The 20,058-nt window shown below is 45.4% G+C and carries 15 protein-coding genes; 7 read left to right on the plus strand and 8 right to left on the minus strand.

Annotated features, from left to right (window positions below; translation table 11 throughout):
* The first annotated feature begins 4 nt into the window (after positions 1–4).
* Entirely contained in the window at positions 5–982 is a 978-nt protein-coding gene (locus R7Q41_RS05885) for a Gfo/Idh/MocA family protein (protein WP_262647597.1), read from the plus strand.
* A gap of 84 nt (positions 983–1,066) precedes the next feature.
* On the opposite strand, the gene R7Q41_RS05890 is transcribed toward R7Q41_RS05885, so the two are convergent.
* The gene (locus R7Q41_RS05890; RefSeq protein WP_005377694.1) at positions 1,067–1,753 is read right to left on the minus strand and encodes a DNA-3-methyladenine glycosylase I; all 687 of its coding nucleotides are present in this window, start codon (positions 1,751–1,753) and stop codon (positions 1,067–1,069) included.
* Positions 1,754–1,839: 86 nt separating this feature from the next.
* Here R7Q41_RS05890 and R7Q41_RS05895 point away from each other — a divergent pair, with 86 nt between their 5' ends.
* Positions 1,840–2,034 (plus strand): hypothetical protein, encoded by a 195-nt coding sequence (locus R7Q41_RS05895; protein WP_005377692.1) that lies wholly within the window; start codon positions 1,840–1,842, stop codon positions 2,032–2,034.
* An 85-nt stretch (positions 2,035–2,119) separates the two neighbouring features.
* Here the strand turns inward: R7Q41_RS05895 and R7Q41_RS05900 are convergent, their stop codons facing one another.
* From R7Q41_RS05900 to R7Q41_RS05910, 3 genes are all read right to left on the minus strand, one after another.
* Positions 2,120–4,930: an Hsp70 family protein gene (locus tag R7Q41_RS05900; protein ID WP_318144412.1), complete on the minus strand. Its 2,811-nt coding sequence runs from the start codon at positions 4,928–4,930 to the stop codon at positions 2,120–2,122.
* Between the two features lie 61 nt (positions 4,931–4,991).
* The gene (locus R7Q41_RS05905; RefSeq protein ID WP_318144413.1) at positions 4,992–6,956 is read right to left on the minus strand and encodes an Hsp70 family protein; all 1,965 of its coding nucleotides are present in this window, start codon (positions 6,954–6,956) and stop codon (positions 4,992–4,994) included.
* A complete protein-coding gene (locus tag R7Q41_RS05910; RefSeq protein WP_017634945.1) occupies positions 6,956–7,588 on the minus strand; it encodes a DUF2760 domain-containing protein in 633 nt (210 codons plus the stop codon). Before R7Q41_RS05910 ends, R7Q41_RS05905 begins: the two co-directional genes overlap by 1 nt.
* Before the next feature lie 291 nt (positions 7,589–7,879).
* Between R7Q41_RS05910 and R7Q41_RS05915 the strand changes: the two genes are divergently transcribed.
* Together R7Q41_RS05915 and R7Q41_RS05920 are read left to right on the plus strand one after the other, a co-directional pair.
* Positions 7,880–9,421 (plus strand): sensor domain-containing diguanylate cyclase, encoded by a 1,542-nt coding sequence (locus tag R7Q41_RS05915; RefSeq protein ID WP_005377686.1) that lies wholly within the window; start codon positions 7,880–7,882, stop codon positions 9,419–9,421.
* Between the two features lie 83 nt (positions 9,422–9,504).
* The gene (locus R7Q41_RS05920; RefSeq protein ID WP_005377684.1) at positions 9,505–10,035 is read left to right on the plus strand and encodes a 3'-5' exonuclease; all 531 of its coding nucleotides are present in this window, start codon (positions 9,505–9,507) and stop codon (positions 10,033–10,035) included.
* A 242-nt stretch (positions 10,036–10,277) separates the two neighbouring features.
* Here R7Q41_RS05920 and R7Q41_RS05925 read toward each other — a convergent pair whose 3' ends face one another.
* From R7Q41_RS05925 to R7Q41_RS05935, 3 genes are all read right to left on the minus strand, one after another.
* The gene (locus R7Q41_RS05925) at positions 10,278–10,718 is read right to left on the minus strand and encodes a TerB family tellurite resistance protein (RefSeq protein WP_017820644.1); all 441 of its coding nucleotides are present in this window, start codon (positions 10,716–10,718) and stop codon (positions 10,278–10,280) included.
* A gap of 189 nt (positions 10,719–10,907) precedes the next feature.
* The gene (locus R7Q41_RS05930; RefSeq protein WP_170897095.1) at positions 10,908–12,848 is read right to left on the minus strand and encodes an alkaline phosphatase D family protein; all 1,941 of its coding nucleotides are present in this window, start codon (positions 12,846–12,848) and stop codon (positions 10,908–10,910) included.
* A gap of 9 nt (positions 12,849–12,857) precedes the next feature.
* On the minus strand, positions 12,858–13,208 hold the full coding sequence (locus tag R7Q41_RS05935) for a hypothetical protein (protein WP_005377676.1): 351 nt from the start codon (positions 13,206–13,208) through the stop codon (positions 12,858–12,860).
* A 235-nt stretch (positions 13,209–13,443) separates the two neighbouring features.
* Here R7Q41_RS05935 and R7Q41_RS05940 point away from each other — a divergent pair, with 235 nt between their 5' ends.
* Both R7Q41_RS05940 and R7Q41_RS05945 read left to right on the plus strand, forming a co-directional pair.
* Positions 13,444–14,748, plus strand: coding sequence for a MipA/OmpV family protein (locus R7Q41_RS05940; RefSeq protein WP_170897094.1), 1,305 nt, complete (start codon positions 13,444–13,446; stop codon positions 14,746–14,748).
* Between the two features lie 62 nt (positions 14,749–14,810).
* Positions 14,811–15,200, plus strand: coding sequence for a hypothetical protein (locus R7Q41_RS05945; RefSeq protein ID WP_225452445.1), 390 nt, complete (start codon positions 14,811–14,813; stop codon positions 15,198–15,200).
* Positions 15,201–15,294: 94 nt separating this feature from the next.
* Here R7Q41_RS05945 and R7Q41_RS05950 read toward each other — a convergent pair whose 3' ends face one another.
* A complete protein-coding gene (locus R7Q41_RS05950; protein ID WP_005377667.1) occupies positions 15,295–15,879 on the minus strand; it encodes an FMN-dependent NADH-azoreductase in 585 nt (194 codons plus the stop codon).
* Between the two features lie 185 nt (positions 15,880–16,064).
* Here R7Q41_RS05950 and hrpA point away from each other — a divergent pair, with 185 nt between their 5' ends.
* Entirely contained in the window at positions 16,065–20,051 is a 3,987-nt protein-coding gene (gene hrpA / locus R7Q41_RS05955; protein WP_318144414.1) for an ATP-dependent RNA helicase HrpA, read from the plus strand.
* The last annotated feature ends 7 nt before the right edge of the window (positions 20,052–20,058 follow it).

Consider the following 20,058-nt stretch of genomic DNA (forward strand, 5'->3'; position numbering starts at 1 on the left):
GAACATGAAATGGGGCATTTTAGGCACAAGCTTTATCTCAGGAGTCATGGCTGAGGCAATCCAAGGCGATGACAAGAGTGAACTGTACGCGGTTGCTGGGCGTTCGGAGCAGAACTTACAGGCATTCGCTGAGCAATATGGCATCGAGAATACGTTCAACGATTACGATGCGTTGATTGCTGATGAGCAAGTCGACATTATTTATATCGCATTGCCAAATCACCTTCATCATGACTTTATCGTCAAAGCGGCTGAGCAGGGCAAAGCGATCCTGTGTGAAAAGTCACTTTCGGTAGATATGGAAAAAACCGAGCTGGCACTTCAAGCCGTAGAAGCGCACAAGGTATTCTTTGCTGAAGGCTTAATGTACTTGCATCACCCATTGATCAGTGAGTTGGTTTCGGTGCTTAAATCGGGAGAGATTGGTGAACTTCGCTCCATCCATACGTCTTATATTGCGTCGATTGCGCAGTTTGTTAATCCAGACAGCAAAGGTGCTTTGTATAACTTAGGTTGCTATCCAATGTCATTAGTGCATTTGGTGGTTAAAACCATGTTGGGTGAACAAACCTTTGAGAACCGTTCAATGAAAGCGATTGGCCGACGAGGTAATGATGGGAATATCTGCGAGTCGAGCTTGATGATGCAATTTGGTGAGCAACAAACGGTGAGCGTACATACTGCCGAAGATCATGGATTGAAACACCAGTTCACCATTCTGGGTAGCAAAGGCTGTATTACCTTAGATTCAAACCCATGGCTACCAACGCAAGATAACCAGTTTAGTGTGGAAATTTACGAGACGTCGAAGCGGGAAGTGTCTGTACCGGCAACTGGGGACGCTTTCTTCTATCAAGTGCGCAATATTCGCCAAGCGGTTGAAGAGGGGCGTACCTCGTTAGAAAACCCTTGTGCAACATGGGACGATTCTCATCGTATTATGCAGCTACTGACTGAGTGGGAATCACTGGCTTCAAAGTAAGTGTGTACTTGAACCAATGAACATAAAAACGGCGCACTAAATCCAATGATCAGTGCGCCGTTTGTATTTTGGGTTCAGTCTGGATTAAATGCGATTATCGCCGGTACTGAACGCAATGATTTGGCTGATCTCAGACAGGCTTCTACCACTTTCTTGCTGCCATTGAACAAACGCTTTGTTGGTTGCATCGAGCGATTTTTTCGTATCTTTGCCACCTTCAATGATCTTGCAATTACGTAGGTAAGCTTCAACGTCGCTAGACAAGATGAAGGTATCAACGCCCATTTGACGCAGTGTGTAAGGGCCAGTATTTCCGCCTAGGCGATTGCCGCGTTTCTTCAAATACGCCCATAGGTCGGTGATTTTCTCTTGCGGCCAATCGGCAACCATTTTGCCAAACGAGCCGTATTCGATTTTTGCTTCGTGGATCATACGAGCATTAGCAGGAATCGACATGACTTTAGTGAGGTGGCGAATGATGCGTTTGTCGGTTGCTTTGGTTTCCCATTGCTCGTCTGACAGCATCAGCAACGGCTCAATTTTAAATCCGAAGAACACTTCTTCGAAGTTCGGCCATTTGTTGCGAACCACGCTCCATGAAATCCCACTTTGGAATACCTTCATCGAAAAAGCGGCCAGCCAACGGTCATCGGGAATCGCAGCCAGTTCCTCTTTGCTTAGTGGATGAGACAAAAGCGCTTCAAGTTGATCTTCACCACCTTTACGCTCGGCAGCGCGCTGATAAATCGCGTCAAATTTTTCGATACTCATAAAAGAAGTTAGTCCTAGTTTATGTCGATATTTGCGAAACATACTACGCTTAAGTGGCTGAATCGTAAATTGATGGAGTGTCACAAATGAAGAAGGTCACATTAACGTTTGTCGGGGAAGGTTCGGATCGTATTGCGGAAAAATTCTATGCGTGGATGACGGACGGTGGGTTAGAAGACAGCATGATTGAGAATTTATCTGACCGTGAAATCTCAGTTGTTGGCATCAGTGATATGGATAATGAAACGCGTGATGTGGTGATCAATACGGAAATGAACTAACGAGTCGTCTTTCGTCAGCTATTAGAATCAGATAAAACAAAGCCCTTCACGAGAAGGGCTTTGTTGCGTTTATAAGCGTGAGAGCCTAGTTATTTACCAGTGTCAGACCGCTTGGTAGTGCATCACCGAAGATACGCTTCGATTCGCTCTCAGATAGCTCTTTGACTTCTTCAACCAGTGATACCCAAGATTCAGGTACCTTGCTTTGCTTCAACTTAGCCAGTACCTGCTCACGGTAGTCGTCTGAGATATCAAATAGGCGGTCGCCCGTCTTACGACAAATCATTACGGCTGCGAAAGCGATCATTGGTTCTTTTTGCCAGTTCTGCTCTAACAGCTTAGGTAGCCACTGTTCCGCTTGTTCGCGAGGAATGACATTGTGCTGGCTGCCATATAAAGGCGTACGCGATGCCAAACGACCCATAGCCCACCAGTGTGCTTGTTCGAACTGGTTATGGTTGATGGCTTTGCTCAAGAACCACGTAGCCAATAGAACTTTGTCTTCGACTTCTAGATGCTCTAGAGAGGCAGATAAGCGCACCATTGATTCGTAACCCATATCTTGTGCCGCTTTGGCGGATTGTGGGTTTTTCATCGCACCAGGATGTAGGTATTTCGCGATGTCCGCCAAGATGGTCTCTTGTTGCTCTTGGCTCAAGCCACCTGCGATACGACGCCAGAATACCCACCAGTCAGTCCAGCCTTGATGGTTTTTGAACTGAATGTTTTGCTGGTAGAGACCCCAAACTTGTTCAATGCGCCATGAGTCGGTTGGATCGCCAAAGCCCGGACGCAGAGCAAAACCTGCCAAACGAAGCCAGTTTTTTTCGTGTTGTTCAGAGCGGCGGCGACGCTTACGACCTTGTGCAAAGGTATCAAAAAGTTGACGTAGGGTAGTGAAATCCCACTCGTCACGTTTGCCCAGTTTCTTCTCAAGATCTTTGGCTAAGGTTTTGATCTCTTTGCTTTCAGCACTTTTCTTGTTACCGCTGTAAAGGCGAGCAATCAGCTCCTTACATTCGTTCAGTTTAGGGTGAAGTTTAACTTGCTCGCTGTCATCAGTTTGCTTGTTACGAACTTCGAACTCCAGCTCCCAACGTTTGTTGTCGTCTTCTGCGCTGACACATTCCATCTTAAGTGTGCCGACTTCAGTCAACTGACACGCCAGTTGCACTTCTACACGCTCTTTCTGGTTGGCTTGCAGTTCAGCGCCTTCACCTTCAAGGGTGGTGATATAAGGTGGCAGAGGAGCAAACAAGTCAGGATCAACGTCAACCATCACACCGTTTTGAATGGCAGTGTTATTGGTTAAGGTGTCGTGGGTAGAAGTCAGTAGGTTAAAGCGAACGGGTTCACCTAAGGTAAGCGAGAAACGACGACCACTTAAGCGGATCTCATGACCTTCTTCTGTCCCTTTTGCAAGCAAACAGAGCGCTTTGCCCATCTTGTTCTTCTCTTGAAGGTGCAAGAAGTAAGAACGCGCTGCGCCACCACCAATTTTTAGCTGTGCACCACGACGCGCTTTACCAAATGCAACAGCACCTAATGCAACAGACCAATCTGGATGTGGGTTATCTAATACCGTAATCGGAGCGCCGCGCCAATCGGACAGTAGGGTAGTCACTCGCTCAGTCACAAGTTCACTATTGAACACACCACCGTTGAGTAGCAAACCTACCGGAATGGCATTTTGTTTGTCGTCTTCAATGCGAAGAGCGGCACGAGCAACTTGTTGGTGCTGAGTTAAGAACTCGGCTACGTGCTTGCTCACCGCTGGGTCAGCAACGTATGGAAGACCAAACTCGACAACCGCGCTGCGGCGTTTGTCCGGCACTTCACTGAAATCAGAAAGCGGGAAGAAGCCATCTAATGCGATTTGGTGCACTTCTTGTTTGCTTAGAGCAATACTCTTTGTGCCCCCAAGTAGCTTAGAGCCGCTACCTAACATGGTGATCTTCACTTCGTCAGGTGCGCTCGCTGAAAGCAGGTTCTCTTTCGCTTTACGCGTTTGCTGAATCAGCTTAGTCAGGCTTGCTGCAGTGAGTTTCTTACTTTGGTTGAAGCGGCTCTCTGCAAGGTGTGCTAATGCTAAGTCGAGGTTATCACCACCCAGCATCAAGTGTTCGCCAACGCCAATACGATCAAGGGCTAGCTCATCTTGAGAAGAGAAACTGGCTTCAATCAAGCTTAAGTCGGTGGTACCACCGCCCACATCGCACACCAGAATCAGCGGTAACTCTTTGAGCTCATCAGCTGCGGTTTTCTGATGGCGTGCGTACCAGTCGTAACATACGGCTTGTGGCTCTTCGAGCAGGACGATTTTCTTTAAACCTGCCAACTCTGCGGCTTCAAGCGTGAGCTTACGAGCGGTTTCATCGAACGACGCTGGAACGGTCACAACCACATCTTGGTCTTCTAGCTTGTTACTAGGATGTCGGTAGTTCCATGCTTGACGAATGTGGTTGAGGTAGCTTGCACTGGCAATGACGGGCGAGACTTTATCTACGTCTTGCGCGCCAGCCCAAGGGAGAATGTCTGAGCTACGATCAACTGCTTGGTGCGATAGCCAGCTTTTTGCACTGGATACCTGACGTCCTTCCACCTTCGCGCCTAATTCACGAGCCCATTCACCAACGATGAGATTGTTAATGTCGCCAGCAACAGGTTCGTTGTCCCAAGGAAGAGTGAGATCAGAAGGGGAGATTTGACCTACAGCTGGATGATAGCGGAAAGAGGGCAGAAGTGGTTTACGAACGACTTCGCCCGGACCAATCAGTTGGTCGATGTCGAATAGGGATACTTCGGATTGTTCAAGGTTGTCGGTGATTTCACAGTAGGCCACCACAGTGTTTGTGGTGCCGAGGTCAATACCAACAAGGAAACGAGGAGATGCCATACAAAACCAAACCTTCGTGTATTTAAAAACGGCACCCGATTGGATGCCGTTTGACTTCTAATTATTGTTCTTCGTTTGAGTCACTTTTCGCGTCTTCACGCACATCGAACTCAACATGCCATTTTTGCCCGTTATCAGCGGCAATGGCTTCTAAGTAAAGCGTACCAAGCTCTGTGACGCGAGAGGCTAGGGTAACTGGAACCACTTCACCTTCACGACGACCTTCAGATACAGGCAGCGTTACTTGAATTTCTGGAAGCTCTTCAAGCTCTTCTGGTGCCCAGTAGTCTAGGTGAGTACCTGCTAGGTCATCACGACGAACCGTTGAGCCGAAGAATTGGAAGTTAACTGGCTGGCCGATGATCAAACCAAACTCTTGGCTTGGTACGTCAACGCTTGAGCCTTCTTCCATACCAAATGGTGCAACACAAAGTGCTTCCATTGGCGGCGCCATGCCCGGAATAGCTGGCATCGCACTTTCGATACCCACGTAGTACGCCGAAGCAATACCACCACGGATACGAACGCCCTGACCACGACGCACAGAGCCGTAGTAAGCCGCACCGCTAGCAACCGCAAGGTCTAGATCCACACCTGTTAGGCGTTTTGCCATTTCTGCATCTGCTTCAATTAGCCATTCGTTGATCGTGTCTTCTAGACGAGTTGCTAGAAGTTTCGATTTCAGAACACCACCGTTGAATAGGATTGCGGTTGGCTTGATGAAGTCAGCCGATTGCGCTGCATCCGAACCTGGCATACCAGGCATGTTAGCGAATGGATTGAAATCTTGAGCTGCTGCTTCTGCGCCATTTCCTGAAGTAGAAAGAGCATTGGCTTGCTTAGACAAGAACGCTGCAATGTGACGAGTAATGCCTGCATCTTGTGCGTAAGGCAGACCCATTTGCGTTAGTGCACCACGGTTACGTTGAACAGGGTGGTCAGTAATTGCAACTTGAGGGAAGAAGCCATCAACCAGTGTTTGTTGTACTTCTTCTTGAGTCAGTTCTGTTTTCAGCGTTGCGCCAAGCAGTTTAGAACCACGGCTTGGTACTACGATTGGCACTGACTGAAGTTCGCTGTCGTTCAATAACGCTTCTTTCGCGTCACGACATGCGTGTGTCATTGCCTGAACTTGCCATGGCTGTAGCTCTTTGCCTTCTTGCGCTAGCTTCATCTTCAAGCGGTACGCAAGTGCAAGATCCATGTTGTCACCGCCAAGTAGGATGTGTTCACCTACCGCGATGCGGTTCAGAGTTAGGTTGCCGTTGTCTTCAGTTACTTCAACCAAAGAAAGGTCGGTTGTACCACCACCGATATCGACCACAAGCACGATGTCGCCAACTTCAACTTCGTCGCGCCATTTGTCGTTGCTGTTATCGATCCAGTTGTAAAGTGCAGCTTGTGGCTCTTCTAGAAGTGTTAGGTGCACAAAACCAACGTTGCGTGCTGCTTCTGCAGTTAGATCGCGAGCAGCAGGATCAAAAGAAGCAGGAACCGTAATGGTTACGTCTTGATCGGCAAGGTTGTGATTTGGGTTCGCGTGATTCCAAGCGTCTTTTAGGTGCTCTAGGTAAAGCTCTGTCGCACGAAGAGGGGATACTTTTTCCACTTCTTCTGGGCTACCTGCTGGCAGGAAAGCATCACGACGGTTCACACCTGCGTGGCAAAGCCAAGATTTCGCACTTGCAACAAGACGAATTGGCGTTTTCGAACCTAGGTTACGTGCAATCGCACCAACCAGAGCTTTTGGCTCGCTCGACCACGGAAGAACGCGTGATTGCGGGTTCATTTCGTGCTCGTGCGGCTGGTAAAGGAAAGAGCCTAATTGGCTACGAGTCTCTACCGTACCCGGCGCAGTCAACTGCGGGATTGGCATCACTTCAACGCGAGCGTCTTCGTTGTGTGTATCAACAAAAGACATGACACAGTGTGTTGTACCTAAGTCGATACCAACACTGAATTTAGGCGTCTGTTGAGTTTCAACAGACGCTTCTTGAGAATGGTTTTCTTGGTTCATGTGTTCCATTACAGCTCAACCTCAGCTGGAGCGATCACAGAAGCATCGTAGTTCTCAGCAAGTTTAGGCAACGTCATTGATGTTGCTTTCCAGCCTTTGTGAACTAGCGTGCCGTTGAATGGCGCGCTGCCTGTTACGTTGCCAGTTAGGCGGATTTCTTGTGGGTTGAAGCCTTCTTCAACCGTAATGCGAGTTTCTTCGTCTTCGTTACGAACGTGCGCTAGCGTCACGTAGTCGTTCAGTACTTTCTGACCGCCAGTGTGGATTACGCGAGCAGCTGCGCCTACTTCTTCATCAGAGAATGACGTTAGGTCTTCTTTTAGGAAGTCAATCAGACGAGCTTCTTGTTGCATGATAGAAAGCAGCTGCATTGCAGAGTCTGTTGATGCGGTTGCAAGTTTTGATTCAACTTCTACAACACGCTCTACGACTTTCTCTACTTCCACTACTTTTTCTACTTCAACGATCTTCTCAACTGGTTTCTCAACCTCGACGATTTTCTCGACTGGTTTTTCTACCACTTTCTCGACCACTTTTGATTTGCGCGACACTGCAACTAGAAGAAGCAAAACGCTCGATGCGGTTAGGCCAGCGTGAAGCATATCGAACGTTTGAGGAATTAGGTTCAAATCAATGTTCATGACGTTTTTTCTCTTTCTATTGATTTATTGGTGCTCAGTATTGGCTCATATTTGTTCACTAAAACGATCGTCTTTGCGATCTTGCACCAAGTTTAGACATTAAAATGATGACGGATGGTAGCATATTCAAGGCTTAAGGCTGTAATAATTCGTGACTATACCGTACGAACAGCGTGAAAAATCGACGATCAGACTCCCCAATATAGGTTGTTGCTTGATGTTTGTGCGTTGCTAACGCAGTATTTCAATAGATCCCGAAGTTTAACTTACGGAAGTATCAAAAATTACGATATGACACAAAGCACCGCTCATAAGAGCTTTATAAAACGACATTCAGACTCTATTTTAGCTTTTTTGGCGACTTTATGTGTCACTGCTGGTGTAGTAGGTGCTGCTTATACAATGCAGCAACGGTATACACAGACGACGTTTGATACTTTAGCCGACCGACAAGCAGAATCACTTAAAGCAAACGTCGAGAATGATCTAAAGTTCATTGGTGCGGGCGCAAACTTTTTCCATTCGATTGAGCGAAGCTATTGGCCATCGTTTCCCATGTATGCGGAACAAGTGATTAATAGCTCGCGAAGTCTCATTGGACTTCAATGGATGCAAAAGGTCGAATTCGAAGATCTTGATGAACATATTTTAAAGACCCGTCAAAAATTTCCAAACTTCCAACCGTTTACCGTTCCTAAAGATGGTCCCAAAACCTACGGGTACATTTTTGAACACAATGAGCCAATTTTTATCGCGTCGGATATCTACCCAAGAACACCGGAAAACCTTTCTCTATTGGGTTTCTATTTTTCGCGCAAACGCTTCGATTTAATCTTGGATGATATTTCCGAAAATGGGCGAGCGAATGTCTCGGATAAAGTTCGCTTACTGCAAGATGGTTATGACAAGTCCATACCTAAGACTGGGTTGCTGGTGTTCCATCCAGTGTTCGACTTCGAGAACAAATATTTATTAGGAGTAGTGACCGGCGTTATCCGAAGTACGGTTTACTTTGAGGATTTGATTACGAAAACCGCGACGGAGCTCGATATGTCGGTGCGCGTAGAAGACTTGGGATTCGACGCAGCAGATGACCCTGTTCTCTTTCAAAGTGCTAGCTGGGATAACATTCGAGGAACCGTTATAAGCCGAACCATTCAACTGCCTAACCGTGAATGGCGTATTGACTTTAAGCTTTCTGACGCAGTCTCAGCTTGGGAGCGTTCTATTTTAGCGGGCACGACGCTAGCCGGATTGGTAATCGCCTTTTTGATCAGTTGGATTGTGAATTTACAGTCTCGAGAAAAAGAGCGCTTAGCGGTCATGTTGGAGCTCAAAACCGTTGAATTAAAAAGAATGGCAGAGCGAGACCCTCTAACTCAACTACTGAATCGCCGAGCATTCAACGATCATTTGCTTAATCAGATAAACAAAGGTGTTAACTTCGCCTTGGTTGGTTTTGATATCGACCACTTCAAAGTGATTAATGACAAACACGGCCATTTAGGTGGAGATGAAGCGTTACAACATGTTACTAAGCTGGTCAGTGCTAATTTAAAACCGGGAGATAAGTTTTACCGAGCTGGTGGTGACGAGTTTTGTATTATTTCTAAAGTCATTGATAGAGCAGTGCTAGAAGCTTACCTAGAAAAATTACGGAGTGTTGTGGCAAGTACGGCTTTTGATTATGGTGATGCGTCAATCATCTGTACGTTGAGTATCGGTGCGGTTATCCATAAAGAAGAAGATCCTGAGAGCTTGTATCACAAAATGGATAGTCAACTCTATTTGAGTAAAAAAAACGGCCGTAATAATGTGTCGATCGGCGATTAAATGGGCGCACAAATTCGAGTTTTACGCCGTGTTACGATAGAATCGCACGCTTTAAATTTTTATGTTAGGAACCAAGGCAAACTATGAACCATAACCGTATTGTATGCTTCGATTTAGAAATGTGTTGCTGGAACGAAAATGGCGTCGGCAGCACGGGTGAAATTATCGAAGTGGGGTTAGCTGAAATAGATTTGTCTAAAGGTGAGATAGTCAAGCGTGCTCAATACTACGTGAAACCAGAACACGATGAAGTGTCTCTGTTCTGCGCTGAGTTAACGGGCATCACACCACGTAAGATTGAAAAACAAGGACGCCCACTAGAAGAAGTGCTTAAATCCATGGTTAAGAACTTCGGTGGTCGCAACAAAATCTTTGCATCTTGGGGGCGAGATGACCTTATTCTTCTAGAAGAGTGTAAGCAAAAAGGTATTGAAGCACCGTTCACAGAGTTCATCAACTTAGCGACACTCTACCGTATTCAAAATCGTCTTAAAGATAAACGTATAGGCCATCGAGCCGCTCAAGAAGCAAAAGGAATAGACTGGGAAGGGCGTCAACACTCTGGCTATGTAGATGCATACAACTTAGCTAAGCTTGCTTTGACCATGTTTTAGTTATTCGAACCTAGCTAGCTTGTAATTAAATTATCATCCAACCATTGTTGTTTTGTCATGCAGTCTGTTTAGTGTGGAAAGAGCTAAACACATACCTTGACCAGTACTTTAAATAACAATGTCGTTGGCTTATTGAAAAACGCGCAGAGTGCGCGTTTTTTTATGGCTACAGAAGCGATATCTGTTGTCATTATAGGGGTAGGCTGGAGCTAGCCAGAGACCTATATACTCATCTCGTTACTTTACTGAGACTGTAACTTTGCTCGAATGAACTCGCTGTGATCAACATAGAGTAGCTCTGCTGTTTTACGGATCACCGCGTCTTCTAGCGGGTCAATTTCGCCGTCTGCGTAAGCGACTTCCCACATGCTTTTGATTAAGTTGTAACGAGTTTCTTGAGTCAGTTCTCTTAGTTGAGAGGTAAAGTCGTACAGCGAAGCGGAATCTTTTATTTTCTGTTGCGCTTGCTCTAACAAAGTATTTGATTCTTCTTCATTTAACGAAAGCAGTTTCATCAATAAAGAGCGCTTTGTTTCTTGTTCTCTATCATCGACACTATGGTCTGCGCCAGAAACTTCACAAAGCAAACACGCGATAGCCATGTTAGGGGAAAGTGTGTTGGTTTGGCTTAAATCAGAGCCATCAATGAGTTGTTTAAATAATGATGTGAGAGAATTAAACATAATGAACACCGAGCTATTGTTTATTTGGTTAACATGGTAATAAATACGGAAGATCTCAAGGTGCGATACCAAATTTAGCACGCCGTTGACATTTAAGAACGGCCACTTTCTCTCCAAAAAACCTAAACTCCTGAGTTAGTTCAAGGTGACTTGCCTCTTACAAAGGGCAAGTCATTTTGGGATTGATACTCAGCTTTCAGCACGTGTCGGTGGAAAATGAACTTCGTCACCATCACTCGTCAGAATACTAATTTGACTTGGTTTGCCTTCATCATCAAGGCGTAGCTCACCAATGGCACTATGGTTAACCAAGCGATAAAAGTTGTGCGTACTTGGTGCGCGTTTGTAAATCTTGAGTCGTTTACGTTTTGTGAACCAGTTTAAAGGTGAGCGAGGGCTGTATAGCAGTCTATCTAGGCCATCACAAATATTGAGCAGTTGTGTAGGGAACTGATTTTTAATTCCACTACAGGTGATTTGATAGATATTCGGACTGTTTTTTCGATAGCGGAGCTTAATATCGTATGCAAAAGAGTAGTGCACGTCGCCAGAGAGAATAACAAAGTTAGTTGGTGTCTTTGTGTGTGTGAAAATACTAATAAGAGTATTCGCACTTCCGGGGTGAGCCATCCAGTTTTCAGCATCAACCATCAATGGTTTACCAAGTATGGTCACCACACGTTGTAGTGCTTCGATAAATTTCACACCAAACATTGGCGCGGCAGAAACAATAACAACCTTGTCTTGATGCACGAGCTCCTGATGGAACTCAATCATCGCTTCCCAGTCCATTAAGCCAGAAGGTTTGTTCATTTTAGACTCAGAACGCCAGCGTCTGGTTCGTGTATCTAGCACGACAACTTTTGGTGTCGTAGGAATGGTGTAGTGCCAATTCTCAAAGCGATACAAATATTGAATAAATGCATCTTGGGTTTGCGAGGTTCGCTCATCGATAAAGCGTTGAGCGAGGCTCATAAATTCATCATTGAATTTTTCTGGCGCATTTCCCCAACCTTGGCAAAGCCAGTAAGCAATCAAGCTATTACCGATAATGCGTTTTGCAAACGTGTTGCTGTATGCGGCTTGTTCCCAGCCTATGGTGAGATTCCAATCGTCGGTGACATCGTGATCATCAAAAATCATATAGGTTGGAATGTGAGCGAGTAAGCGTTGAACCTTGTCCAGACCTGCGACGAATTTATCAATTTGTTTTTTTTCTTCGCGCCATTGCTGCTGCCATTTGGGTTCAAGAACTTCTCCGCCGACAGTAAATTCGTTTTCTAATAAACGATCCGTTCGAACAAGCTTCCACAAGGTCGGAGACCAAACCAATAAGTACATTGCAAAGCACTCAGCAAAGCTTATTAGGTGATTCTCACACTCTTTGGCGCTGAATATTGGTGTCCCTCGGTGTGGAAAAAACTTACTTAGTAAACTGTCATCACTCACATAATGAGGCAACAATTTATCTCGACCATAATAGCAAGCAGGGTGTTGGTAGAGCTCATTGGTATTTTTTATCGGAGCTTGATCGAATTCTTCGCCTGGCAAACCCAATAAAGCTATGACTTGCTCAATGGCATCGAGAGTGGGGCCTGCAACATGGTCTGCATAGATTTGATCACCACTCATGATGAGCATATCCGGTCTCTCTTCAATGGATTGAGACGCGATTTTATGATCCGCAGCGACCAATGTATCATCACTGAAGTGATGGGGATTACGGCAAGAGCCATGTAGGAGATAATCCGCTTTTTCACTAACGAGGAACTCAATACCCAAGTTTGGCGTATTATCTCGCTCATAAGTCAGGTGAGGGAGCAGTTCCGTCACTAATCCATATTGCGTTTTTATTTGATAGCGTAACGCTTGATGGGTTGGAAACTCGCCTTCTAATTTAAGTAAGCAACACCACGCATTGAGGCCGATTTGAAGCTGTTCTTTTTGTTCACTTAAAGGGGCTTGATAAAGGATGGAGGCATTTTCATCCGTAATTTGCACCATACCCTCCAAGCGTTGGGTGGTGACTAGCCAAATATTGATTTCAGTTGCGGTCACTTTACGTAGGATCGGACCTGCAACGACAAGAGGAAGTGAAGAAATTTCAGTCGTGTTCATCAATGCTGGCAAAACGGCTCCTTATGTGTCAGCTTCTTCTTCTAATATTTCGATAACTTGCGAGCTACTAAGTTCATGTCCCATAAGGAACAAACCAAGCATCGCATCGGCTTTTGACGCGTTATCACTGTCTTCATCCAAAATTTGCTGAAGCCGAGTTCTAATTAGGTCGATTTCGTGTTCGACGAAGCCACGCCCTTCTTCGTCACCTTGACCATCTTCTGGTGCATTATCAAAGTGCAAAAACAACATGTCACCATCGAGTTGAGTCCCTATCAACCTCTCTGGCAGCCATGCTTCTCCCATCACAATGTCTGGGTCTGTATCTGCGGGTAAATGATTCAAGGTAGAGATGAGTTCTGATGCTTTCACTTTTTACTTCATTATGTTTGATTTAGAACTAAGCTAGAGTTTAAGCGCTTGTTGTGATGGTAAAATATTCGCAAACAAGCTCACCTAGTCGTGCAATATTAATATGATCTTGGGACTCAAACTGTCACGAGGATGACAACATTTGCCATTGTAACGGCTATCATCAGCAGAACATAAGCTTTTAATGGCAAATCATTGATGTTTGCCTGCTTCTCAACCAACATTTTTCGAACTCATGAAGAGATTAATTCTAACAACACTCGCTTTACCTTTAGCTGCGGCAGTTTCTTCTGCGCATGGTTCAGAAGAACCAACTTGGGGGATTGCTGCGATGTATCGCACAGCATCGATTCCGTTTTATACCGCCGATAATGACTCTACGGTGAGTACATTTGTACCAATGATGTTCTTTGAAAACGAACATGTGTATATCAATGGCATTGAAGGTGGCGCTTTTTTGTATAACGAGAGTGATTCTGACTGGCGTGCGAGCGCACTCATGCGATTGAGATTTGTCGATATTCCCATGTCACTACAAAATGCTAATGAAGGGGACAGAGTCGATTTCGGTGGGCAAGTGCGTTATAGCATTAACGACAATTGGCGCGCAGAAGTAGAGTTGATGGCGGACGACGAACTCCAGTTTCACTCTAATTACCGCCTTGCTGCCAATTATGTATTTGGGGATTGGGAATTAGAGCCATCGATTACGATTCGATACAAAGACGCTGATTTCAATAGTGAATATTATTCCTTTAAGGATATTACTGGCGAGAGAATTGGAGCTGGGCTTGACACCAATCTTGGTATTAAAGCGCGTTACCATGTAACTTCAAATTTGTATTTATTGGGTGAGACGAGTGTTACTCGCTTAGATGATAACGCCTACAACAGTCAGCTTGTAGAAGATCGATATCAGGGAGAAGTGTTTGTCGGTTTTGGCTTTTTCAACGATAAAAGCAAAGCTCCGAAACCGACACTGAGCAATAAAGCATATCTACGTATTGCGCATGGTTGGGCGACGCCTTCGAACATCGGTGAAATATTTAGCTTTGAGAGAGAAAAAGACCCATACGACAATCAACTTACTTCATTGTTTTATGGGCATCCATTAACGGATGAGCTGTTTGGTTTTCCTCTTGATATTTATTTAACGCCAGGGTTGGTTCATCACTGGTCGTCCAGTGTTCAGTCTGCGAGCACAGAATACGTCATGGCGATTAAGGCTTATTATACGGTTAATTGGCCTACGACTTGGCGATTTGGTGTAGCGGAAGGTGTGTCATACATTGATAGCATTACCTATATTGAAGGCACAGAAATGGAAGACAAGGGTTATACACCAAGCAAGTTGCTCAATTACTTAGATTTCTCGTTTGATGTCAATGTAGGCGATCTCTTCAACCAAAAGAGCTGGAACAATATGTGGGTGGGCTATTCATTGCATCACCGCTCGGCGATTTTTGAAAGCGCTTCCCAGTTTGGGCGAATTAAAGGTGGGAGTAACTACAATACTATTTATTTCCAGTTCGAGTTTTAGCGCATCGCGAGATGCATATAAGTCGGATTTGCAACTGACTTATTTATCGCCCATTATGAGTAATGATGAATAATACTATGCTGCTTTCAACGAGAAATTTCGTATATCGTGCCAGAGTTAAGGCTGTTTGTGATGCATCTGATGAGTCGGATGGCATGAGCACCATGAGTATCGACTCCTCATTCAATCTTCAAATTGAAGCGATAAATTGTACCAACGCTGAATTTGCCAAACGCTTTTTTGCCATTCACGGAGAAGGGCATTTGGAGGGCGATGAATGGTTGGTGTTGTACGTCAACTCTCTTGACGTTAAGGCGGGAGACAATATAGAAGTCCGTAGCGATGTCGCGTTTAATGCGATGATCGAGAACATGATATGCGAAGCTGAGCGGTCTTTAGAAAAAGTCTACCTCGATGCAATACGTAACTTGGAGAAAGTGAATCGTTTTTGACGATGTAAGCGACCCTATAAACACGATCAAGGCATCTTGATCTAAAAAGGGATTGGCGCGAACCAATCCCTTTTGTATTCTGGTTTATTCTAACTTACGCCATTGTTGCAAGTTGGCTTTGCGCTTCTGAAATGCCTTTTGCAGCTGCATCTTCACCCATGTTTAGCGCTTCTGCGTAAACAAATTCCACATCAGTGATTCCTACAAAACCCAGTACAGTGCGTAGGTACGGCGTAACGTTGTCAGTTGGTGAATCTTTATGAATACCACCACGAGTCGTTACTACAATCGCCTTTTTACCTTCAATCAAACCTTGAACACCGTTTTCTGTGTATTTGAATGTCACGCCTGCACGAGCAATCAAATCAATCCAGTTTTTAAGCTGAGTCGGGATGGTGAAGTTGTACATTGGAGCGGCAATAACCAAAGTGTCTGCGGCCTTTACTTCTTCAATAAGGGTGTCAGACAAGTCGACTACCGCTTGCTGTTCTTGTGAAAGATCTTCCGTAGCGCGCAGTGCAGTCGCAACGGCGAAGTCCAAAACAGGTAGCGGGTTTGCAGCCAAATCACGAACAGTAAGCTTGTCTTGGTCTACATTTTTGATGAAGTCTTCAACCAATTTGTTTGATTGAGAGTAATCGCCAAGGATGCTTGATTTTAGAGCTAGTACACGAGACATAATGGTTATTCCTTAAATAAGTGCTTTCGACTATGGGAGCCATTATAAGCAACGTAAGTGAGTTCAAAAGCCTAGCGATTCGCTGAACATGTTCGAAAAAATTGAATGAGCTTTCGGTTATCTTGTTACAGATCTTGTGTGATACAATCCGCGCAGTTTTTGTAATGAAAAGAATAGGAAACGCTTTGACTTCGTCACAGCCCCCAAAAAAGAATCTAGCTGAAGAGCAAGCGACACCGTCAAATGGTGCGCAAAAAGCGACAGCGAAACAAGCTCAAACACCTCAGGCTCAAGTGAATAGTGCTGCATCTCTGCGTAAAGCGCTGAATCAGTGCATGATGCGCGACCGTTTCCGCTTGAGTAAACGTATTTCTGGTGCAAGCAAAATTAAGAAGGACGCAGCGCGTAATGCTGTGTTCGACGAAATCGCATTAGACATCGCAAAATCCATGATGGTTGCAGAGCAGCGCAGCAACTACAAACCAACGATTGAGTACCCAGAAATCCTGCCTGTAAGCCAAAAACGTGACGATATTGCGAAAGCGATCGAAGAAAACCAAGTGGTTATCGTCGCGGGTGAAACCGGTTCTGGTAAAACCACTCAGCTACCAAAAATCTGTGCTGAGCTTGGTCGCGGTAAATTTGGTCTGATTGGTCATACTCAGCCTCGTCGTCTTGCAGCGCGTTCGGTTGCTAACCGTATTGCCGAAGAGATGGAAACCAAGCTTGGTGAGTTTGTTGGTTACAAGGTTCGATTCAACGATCAGATCTCTGAAAATACCCAAATCAAATTGATGACGGACGGTATCTTGTTGGCTGAAATTCAGCATGACCGTTTCTTGAATCAATACGACACCATCATTATCGATGAAGCGCACGAGCGCAGCCTCAACATCGATTTCATCTTGGGTTACTTGAAAGAGTTGCTGCCACGTCGTCCTGATTTGAAAGTGATCATCACGTCGGCAACCATCGACCCAGAACGCTTCTCAAAACACTTCAACAATGCACCAATCATTGAAGTATCGGGTCGTACTTACCCGGTAGAAACACGTTACCGCCCACTAAGCGGTGATGACGACAATGATCGTGACCAGCTTGAAGGCATCTTCGAAGCGGTAGATGAACTGTGCGATGAAGGTTTAGGTGACATCCTGATTTTCATGAATGGTGAACGTGAAATCCGTGATACCGCAGATGCATTGTCCAAACGTAATCTGAAGAGCACGGAAATTGTGCCGCTTTACGCGCGTTTGTCGGCAGGTGAGCAGAATAAGATTTTCCAACCTCATACTGGTCGCCGAATTGTACTGGCAACCAACGTGGCAGAAACCTCGCTAACTGTTCCGGGTATTAAGTACGTTATCGACCCGGGTACGGCGCGTATCAGTCGATACAGTTACCGTACTAAGGTTCAGCGTCTTCCAATTGAGCCAGTTTCTCAGGCGAGTGCGAACCAACGTAAAGGTCGTTGTGGTCGTGTGGAAGAGGGTATCTGTATCCGTCTGTACTCAGAGGAAGATTTTGAGTCGCGCCCAGAGTTTACCGATCCCGAGATCCTGCGTACCAACCTAGCATCGGTTATCTTACAGATGACCGCACTTGGCTTGGGCGACATTCAAGCCTTCCCATTTGTGGAAGCGCCGGACAAACGTAACATCCAAGATGGTGTTCGTTTGCTGGAAGAGCTTGGCGCGATTAATTCTGAGGTAAAAGACCCGAAAAAACGCCTGACTTCCATCGGTCGCCAATTAGCTCGTTTGCCAATCGACCCACGCTTGGCGCGTATGGTTTTGGAAGCGCCAAAATATGGTGCGCTTAAAGAAGTGATGATCATTGCAGCGGCCTTGTCGATTCAAGATCCACGCGAGCGTCCTTCAGACAAACAACAATCATCAGATGATAAGCACCGTCGTTTCTTCCATGAAGAGTCGGACTTCCTGACGTTTGTAAATTTGTGGGAATACATCCAAAAGCAGCAAAAAGCCTTGTCTAGCAACCAGTTCCGCAAGCAATGTAAGCAAGACTATTTGAACTACTTGCGCGTGCGTGAGTGGCAAGATGTGTACTTCCAAATTCACCAGTCGATGCGTGAAATGGAATTCAAACTGAACGATGAGCCTGCGTCTTACCATGGCGTACACAGTGCGATCTTGGTTGGTTTGTTGTCGCACATCGGTATGAAAGACCAAGAAAAGAATGAATATCAAGGCGCGCGCAACGCTCGTTTCCATATCTTCCCTGCATCGGGTCTATTTAAGAAACAACCTAAGTGGATAATGTCAGCCGAGTTGGTGGAAACCTCGAAACTTTGGGGTCGCATCATTGCCAAGATTCAGCCGGAGTGGATTGAGCCATTAGCCAAACATCTTATCAAGCGCAGTTACAGCGAACCGCATTGGTCGAAGAAACGCGCGGCGGTGATGGCGCATGAAAAAGTCATGCTTTACGGCGTACCAATCGTACCGAAGCGTTTGGTCAACTACGGCAGTATCGATCCGACCGTTAGCCGCGAAATCTTTATTCGTAGTGCATTGGTTGAGGGTGAATGGGAAACCAAACACGCGTTCTTTAAGCAAAACCGTAAGCTTCTGCAAGAAGTGGAAGAGCTTGAGCATAAATCTCGTCGTCGAGACATCTTAGTGGATGATGATGAGCTGTTTGATTTCTATGACCAACGTGTTGGTACTGAAGTCGTTTCTGGCAAACACTTCGATACTTGGTGGAAAAAGGCATCTAAAGAAAATCCGGAACTGCTGAACTTTGAAAAAGAGATGCTGTTCAAGGGTGATGCTAGCCATGTGACCGATTTGGATTACCCGAACTTCTGGCATCAAAATGGTTTGAAGCTCAAATTGAGTTACCAATTTGAACCAGGCGATGATAGTGACGGTGTCACAGTGCATTTGCCGTTGCCGATTTTAAACCAAGTTGAACCAGCGGGCTTTGATTGGCAGATCCCAGGTTTACGCCATGAGCTTGTGGTTAGCTTGATTAAATCGTTGCCAAAGACAATTCGTAAGAACTTTGTGCCTGCGCCGAACTATGCCGATGCATTCTTAGCACGCGTTACGCCAATGGAAGCGCCGCTGCTAGATTCATTAGAGAAAGAGTTGCGACGCATGACGGGCGTAGAAGTGCTGCGTGAAGACTGGAACTTGGAACAAGTACCTGAGCACTTGAAAGTCACGTTTCGCGCGGTTGATCACCGAAATCGTAAACTGAAGGAAAACAAAGACCTTCATGAACTGAAAGAAAGTTTGAAAGACAAAGTTCAAGAAACGCTTTCCAAAGTTGCGGATGACGATATCGAACAGCAAGGTCTGCATACGTGGAGTTTTGGCGAATTGCCGAAAGTGTATCAACAAAAACGTGGCGGCTACGATGTAAAAGCGTATCCAGCACTTGTTGATAGCAAAGACAGCGTTGAAATCAAACTCTACGAAACGGAGTACGAGCAGATAACGGCAATGCGTGCTGGTCAGCGTCGTTTGATTTTGTTGAATGTGCCGTCTCCAATTAAATATTTGCACGCTAACTTACCGAACAAATCGAAGTTGGGTTTGTATTTTAACCCTTACGGCAAAGTGCTTGATCTGATTGATGACTGTATCGCCTGTGGTGTCGATAAGCTTATTGAAGAGCAGGGTGGCTTAGTTTGGGAGCCAGAGAAGTTCGAAGCGTTGAAAGAACACGTTCGTGCTGAACTGGGTGATACCGTCGTAGAGATCGCGAAACAGGTTGAGACTATTCTGACAACGGCGTTCAGCATCAATAAGAAGCTAAAAGGCAAAATCGACTTCACAATGGCGTTTGCTCTGTCGGATATCAAAGCACAAATTGAAGGCTTGATCTTCAAAGGTTTTGCGACGGAATGTGGCTGGAAACGCTTGCCGGATATTCTTCGCTACATGCGTGCGATAGAGCGTCGTATGGAGAAGTTGCCAATCGATCCAAACAAAGATCGTTTACATATGCTGAAGATTGAATCTGTGACTCAAGACTATAAGGAGTTGCTGAACAAGATCCCGAAAGGCGTGGCCATTCCTGAAAACGTAAAAGAAGTGCGTTGGATGATTGAAGAGCTTCGCGTGAGTTACTTTGCTCAACAATTAGGCACTCCTTATCCTGTTTCTGATAAACGAGTCAAAAACGCGATTGATGCTTGCTAATCAACCA

The sequence above is a fragment of the Vibrio sp. 2096 genome, assembly GCF_033339595.1.
GTDB lineage: Bacteria > Pseudomonadota > Gammaproteobacteria > Enterobacterales > Vibrionaceae > Vibrio > Vibrio alginolyticus.